Annotated in this window: 8 protein-coding genes; 5 read left to right on the forward strand and 3 right to left on the reverse strand. The window is 59.0% G+C overall.

Going from position 1 to position 4,843, the window contains the following annotated elements; all coding sequences use genetic code 11:
• Positions 1-219 precede the first annotated feature (219 nt).
• Positions 220-1,362 carry a site-specific integrase gene (locus EN742_RS24585; RefSeq protein WP_128333383.1) on the reverse strand — a complete coding sequence of 381 codons (1,143 nt, stop codon included), beginning with the start codon at positions 1,360-1,362 and terminating at the stop codon, positions 220-222.
• Positions 1,355-1,969 (reverse strand): hypothetical protein, encoded by a 615-nt coding sequence (locus EN742_RS24590; protein WP_128333384.1) that lies wholly within the window; start codon positions 1,967-1,969, stop codon positions 1,355-1,357. The genes EN742_RS24585 and EN742_RS24590 overlap by 8 nt, the downstream gene beginning before the upstream one ends.
• Positions 1,970-2,124: 155 nt before the next feature.
• Here EN742_RS24590 and EN742_RS24595 point away from each other — a divergent pair, with 155 nt between their 5' ends.
• The 3 genes from EN742_RS24595 to EN742_RS24605 all read left to right on the forward strand — a co-directional run bounded on the left by EN742_RS24595 (position 2,125) and on the right by EN742_RS24605 (position 3,305).
• On the forward strand, positions 2,125-2,307 hold the full coding sequence (locus EN742_RS24595; RefSeq protein ID WP_128333385.1) for a DNA-binding protein: 183 nt from the start codon (positions 2,125-2,127) through the stop codon (positions 2,305-2,307).
• Positions 2,307-2,507: a hypothetical protein gene (locus EN742_RS24600; protein WP_128333386.1), complete on the forward strand. Its 201-nt coding sequence runs from the start codon at positions 2,307-2,309 to the stop codon at positions 2,505-2,507. Before EN742_RS24595 ends, EN742_RS24600 begins: the two co-directional genes overlap by 1 nt.
• 312 nt (positions 2,508-2,819) lie before the next feature.
• A complete protein-coding gene (locus tag EN742_RS24605) occupies positions 2,820-3,305 on the forward strand; it encodes a hypothetical protein (RefSeq protein ID WP_128333387.1) in 486 nt (161 codons plus the stop codon).
• Positions 3,306-3,611: 306 nt separating this feature from the next.
• On the opposite strand, the gene EN742_RS24610 is transcribed toward EN742_RS24605, so the two are convergent.
• Positions 3,612-3,848: a hypothetical protein gene (locus EN742_RS24610; protein ID WP_128333388.1), complete on the reverse strand. Its 237-nt coding sequence runs from the start codon at positions 3,846-3,848 to the stop codon at positions 3,612-3,614.
• A gap of 167 nt (positions 3,849-4,015) precedes the next feature.
• On the opposite strand from EN742_RS24610, the gene EN742_RS24615 reads away from it, so the two are divergent.
• Together EN742_RS24615 and EN742_RS24620 are read left to right on the forward strand one after the other, a co-directional pair.
• Complete coding sequence (locus EN742_RS24615) at positions 4,016-4,318, forward strand: hypothetical protein (protein ID WP_128333389.1); 303 nt, start codon at positions 4,016-4,018, stop codon at positions 4,316-4,318.
• 59 nt (positions 4,319-4,377) lie between these two features.
• Positions 4,378-4,843: hypothetical protein (locus EN742_RS24620; RefSeq protein WP_148670232.1), on the forward strand; the 466-nt coding region annotated here is incomplete at its 3' end.

The following is a 4,843-nucleotide window of genomic DNA, read 5'->3' on the forward strand; positions in this document are numbered from 1 at the left end:
GCCGTCCAATAGCACGAACCGGGGTATGCCAAAAAGTGGGTACGCCATGGGTACGCGGCCATTCTCGCCGCTGCGCCTAAAAATCCGAATTTGTCAATGATTTCAAGTGGCTGGGGAACCTGGATTCGAACCAGGACTAACGGAGTCAGAGTCCCTTTCGCTCCGCTGTTTTCATTGGCATTTCGGCGATAATGTTCCAACCGTGTTCCATCGGCGAGGCTACTGCAGCAACCTCGCCTCTATCTCCGCCACCGCAGTCTGATCGGCATCGGCGTCTTCGAACAGATGCCCGTAGGTGTCGAAAGTCACCGTGATCGAGCTATGACCCATGAGGGTCTGAACACGCTTCGGCGATAGCTTCTGTTCGATGAACAGGCTCGCGGCTGCATGGCGTAGAGCATGGAAGTTGTACTTCGCCACCTTAACCGGATTGCCATCGTCGTCCGTGCGCTCGGGGTCAAGCGTGAAAAGGCCGGCTGCAATTTGGAGCGGGTTCCAGATGCGATTGATGATGTTCTGATGGTTGAGTGGCGTTCCTTCAGCCGAGGGGAATACCAGCCCGTCCGGGCCGTTCGGCGTAGCAAGGCGATGCTCTTTCAAAGCATTGATCGCAATCGGCGCCAATGGCACGTCACGCTCACCGGCCGCTGACTTCGGCGCACCGACTTCTCCCCAGGCGTCCACACGCTCGCGAACAGAGACAACGCCTTTCTTCAGGTCGACACAGGACCACCGGAGGCCGCGAAGCTCCGAAGCTCTGAGGCCGGCAAAGAGGGCAGTCAGCATCAACGCACGATGCTTTCCCGTCGCGGCTCCGATGATGACGCGCAATTCCTGCTTGGATGGGATCTCGGGTCGCGTCGACTTCCGGCGCTCACCGACCTTTACCCGAGCATCCGACACCGGGTTTGTCGCCACCGATCCGCGGCGACGGGCTTCAACAAAGATGGCACCGAGAGAGCGAATGACACGCTTCACCATCGCCGCCGATCGGCCTTCTTTCACCAACTCATCGGCGAAGGCATGGACGGTCGGCGTGCCGATCTGCGAGAGCTTCTTGAGGCCGAGGAAAGGAACGATGTGAAGATCGACGTGCTGCTTGTAGGCGTCTCGCGTCGAGCGTTCCAAGCCGGCATCGGCGCAGCGGCCGAGCCATACGGTCGCGGCTTCCTTGACCGTTAGTGACGTGCTGTCCGCGACATGCGTCCCGAGTTGCACGTCGCGCTTTACCTTCGTCAGCCAGTCATCGGCGACAGACTTCTTGTCGAACTGCTTGAAACGGCGCTGGCCGGAAACGTCGGTGTAATCGGCGAGCCAGACGGTCTTGCCGCTAGGGAGTGTCCTCTTGCGAACCTTAGCCATTGCGGGCGCCTTCCTTCTTGGATTTCCGGTTCCATTTTAGCCTGCAGCTATCCGAGCAAAAGCGAGAATGCGATCGGCGCCACGTCAAAGGGCCGGTCAGGTAGACCGTCTCGCAATGCTCACATTGGGTAGTTCTGGCGCCCACTTCATGAGCGAGGGCTACTTCCATTGCCATCAGCCCATAAAGATTTTCCGGCAGTAGAACGACGCGACCTTCCTTGAAGGCGCTTTTGAGACGCACATGCTCCAGCATGGCGTTTACCCAGCGCTCTCGCTCTTTGGGCTGTGTTGAATTGGTTGAGTAGAAAAGCCGGCCGGCGAGATCGTCCGCATTGAACTCAACATCAATGACGTAATTTGAGCGAGACACCTGGCCGTACGTGGACATGAAGCCGAGAAGATTTCCTTCGCGTCGAGCGTTGATGAACCTCACCACGACCGGGTTTTCCAGGTCCTTCACTTCCAACCGAAAAGGGACCGAATCGCTTCCTTCCTTGGATCTAAAAACGTGGTTGTCGCTTTTCCCCATGACATCGGTGAACCGCGCCGCCTGTATGATTTCCATCCCCTTCGATGGCTTCTGCCAGTCTAGAATTACGGGGGTCATTTCCGCGCTCGTCTCCAACAGGTGATACGGACTTTTCGTGTTGTAACAGACAACACCTATTCCCGTCTAGCGCCAGTTTCCGCCAAAGCGTACGTTATTCTCCATAAGTTCGTAGCAAGTTGTTGTTTGTTCCCTGCACCAACCTGGAGAAGACCATGGAAGATCATAAGCCGCGCCCGCTCTGGGGCGCAAAAGCGATCGGCGAAGAGATCGGCCTTACCGAACGTCAGACGTATCACAAGCTGGAAAAGGGCCTGTTGCCGGCCAAGAAGATTGGCGACCAGTGGGTCGCGGATGCTCGCCAGCTCCATGCGCTGATCTCGGGGGAGGCGGCCTGATGGAACAGCAAGATCGCGACCTCTCCGAAGTCGTCACTCTGGGCGCCCGCCGGCTGATTGAAGTTCCTGCATCTCACCGCGGCAGGCCGGCCGTGCCGTGGCTGCGCAGCCAATTTCCAATGACTGCCGTGGAAGCCGTCGAGTCCATCCGTTTGGCGAATTTGATCCGCTCGGGAGGCGTCGATGATGGCACCTCCTGAAACGCAAAACCTCGCCGGGCAGGGCGAGGTTCGCGAAGTCGAAATAGATAGCAGCAAGAGCGCCAACACTACAGAAAATGCCTGGCCTTCGCAAGCACGGTGGGCCGCAAAGCACCCGCAAGAGCGGTGGGCTCAAGCCTGCCTTCGGTCCGCTTTGAGGCGCGGTCTGATCGAGAGGCTACCGTGCGAAGTTTGCGGCGCCGTTGAGGTCGACGCGCACCATGCCAACTACAACGAGCCCATGGCGGTGAAATGGTTGTGCAGGGCGCACCACAAGGCCGAACACAAGCGGCTGAGGTGCGAGGGCGTGTCATGAGCCGCGCCTTCACCATGGTTTCACCCGCGCTATGGCGCTCGGCCCGGTTTCAGTCGCTCGACAACGATGGGCGGCTGCTCTTCCTCTACTGGCTCACCAATGAGCATTCGAATTCTGCCGGCTGTTACCGTCTGCCGGCAGCATATGGCGTCGCGGATCTCGGTTGGACTCGAGAGCAATACGACTCGGCCGCGGTAAGTGTCGTCGACGCTGGCATGGCCGAATTCGACTTCGATACCGACGAGGTGTTGATCGGCAAATGGTTCCTGCATTCGCCACCGACCAACGTCAAACACGCGATGGGGACTCGATCGGCGATTGAGAAGATCGAGAGCCTCGATTTTCAGGAAAAGGCGTTCGCCGCGTTCGGTGAAACCAAGTTCGGACTGCAAGTGCTCGAAGGCGTGTCGAACGTCCACGACATCACCGAACACAGCCGAATTGCTTCAACTCCGATCGGTAGGAACGGAGGCTATCGATAGCCTATGGAAACCCTACCGATACACAGAGACAGAGACAGAGACCTAGACAGGAGACCGAAACAGAAACCTAGACCGACACCTAAACCGAAAGAGAAACTGGAAACACATACGGCCAAATTATCGAAAGCCGAGCCTGTCGCAAACGTCGCTGGGCTTTGGAGGAAAGAGGAGCCAAGAACCAACGTCGGCGCTCTTCCTCCAGAGTCAGAGCCCGAGCGTCCTGGCTGCTTCCAGATCAGGCTGATGGGTGGCTTCGACCAAAACGGCCGCCGCCTGTTCGACCTGCTTGCGCTGGCGTCAGCCTGCTCAGTCCAAATCCATCGCCTGATCCACCTCGACCGACGACTCATAACCGTCGATCCAGTCGATGTGGGCATCTGTCCCGCACGGATAGGGGTTCTCGTCCCTTTCCATCCCCGTGCGAGCGGCGAAGACGCCTCCTTGAAAGGCTCTCGAAACAGGCGGTTTGGCGATCTTTGCGGTATGTCGGCCGTAGAACAGCGATCTTCCAAAATCGATCAGTTCATTCGGGTTCGGGATCACGTGACAACCTCAGCGCGGTTGAACTTCACGCGGGCGAAACATCTTCGGGCTGCATTTGGTTCCGTCACAGTTCGCGACCGGCTGTCACACAGCCAACCAATCGCCTCCGCCGTCCTGACCGCCATAGCCTTCGCCACCATCCTGGCCGTTGTCGCTGGATGGCTGCCATGACGGCCGAACGCAAACGGACGCAATGGCGAGAGGCGCAGAGCCGAAGACGCGAACGCGAAAAAAAACGGGAGGCGGTTTTCGGCCTGGCTCTCAATCCCGATCTCGTCGCAGCCGCCGTGATGGCGAAGTATCCGACGATCGATCCGGGCAAGCTTGCCGGGCGGAAGGTGTGCGAGTCGGCGCTTTCGCTGATGGTCACAGAACATCTTGTTTTCATGGTGCGCTCGTCTGGTGAACCCGCGCTTCGCGAGCGTGACCTCATCGATGTGCTGAAGACCAAAATTTACCGTCATGCATGACGGGCCAGCGCGGAATCGCGCGCGTATCCTCCAAATCAGGAAACCAATGGAGCGCTTGAATGCTTGCCCGTCTGAAGCCCGCGTCTCAACCCGACTTCGACAAGCTCCTTGTCATCCCCGAAAAGCCGGCCTCGATAGCCGAGGCAGAGGCGGTACTTCGCAAGGCCGTAGCCGCTCGCGAGGAAGGGCAGGCTCGCCACATCGAAGCCGGCCGGAAGCTCGCCAACCAGCCGCTCGGCCAGCCGCCTACGATCAGCCAACGCGATGTCGACGAGATCGGCGCCTTGCTCCAGCCGCTATTCGACGCAGAGAAGCAGGCCAAGGCTCGTCGCGACGAGGAAGTCCAGAAATTCGAGGCGAGCATCGGGCCGGCGCTGGTGGAGCCCATCGGCAAGCTGAGAACAGCTATCGATGAGGCGATCGACAATCTCGAAGCCCTGCTTGGCCATGGTGCCGCCTTCAGAGCCCGAGCAGGGGCGGCCGGATTCGACCTGGCCAAGGTTAGCCGCCTTCCCGGCATCTGTG

Source organism: Mesorhizobium sp. M4A.F.Ca.ET.020.02.1.1 (assembly GCF_004022645.1).
Taxonomy (GTDB): domain Bacteria; phylum Pseudomonadota; class Alphaproteobacteria; order Rhizobiales; family Rhizobiaceae; genus Mesorhizobium.

What these genes read in the sequence shown, in the direction of transcription:
- EN742_RS24585 (WP_128333383.1), bottom strand. Translation starts at nt 1,362, where the DNA reads ATGGCTAAGGTTCGCAAGAGGACACTCCCTAGCGGCAAGACCGTCTGG.
- EN742_RS24590 (WP_128333384.1), bottom strand. Translation starts at nt 1,969, where the DNA reads ATGACCCCCGTAATTCTAGACTGGCAGAAGCCATCGAAGGGGATGGAA.
- EN742_RS24595 (WP_128333385.1), top strand. Translation starts at nt 2,125, where the DNA reads ATGGAAGATCATAAGCCGCGCCCGCTCTGGGGCGCAAAAGCGATCGGC.
- EN742_RS24600 (WP_128333386.1), top strand. Translation starts at nt 2,307, where the DNA reads ATGGAACAGCAAGATCGCGACCTCTCCGAAGTCGTCACTCTGGGCGCC.
- EN742_RS24605 (WP_128333387.1), top strand. Translation starts at nt 2,820, where the DNA reads ATGAGCCGCGCCTTCACCATGGTTTCACCCGCGCTATGGCGCTCGGCC.
- EN742_RS24615 (WP_128333389.1), top strand. Translation starts at nt 4,016, where the DNA reads ATGACGGCCGAACGCAAACGGACGCAATGGCGAGAGGCGCAGAGCCGA.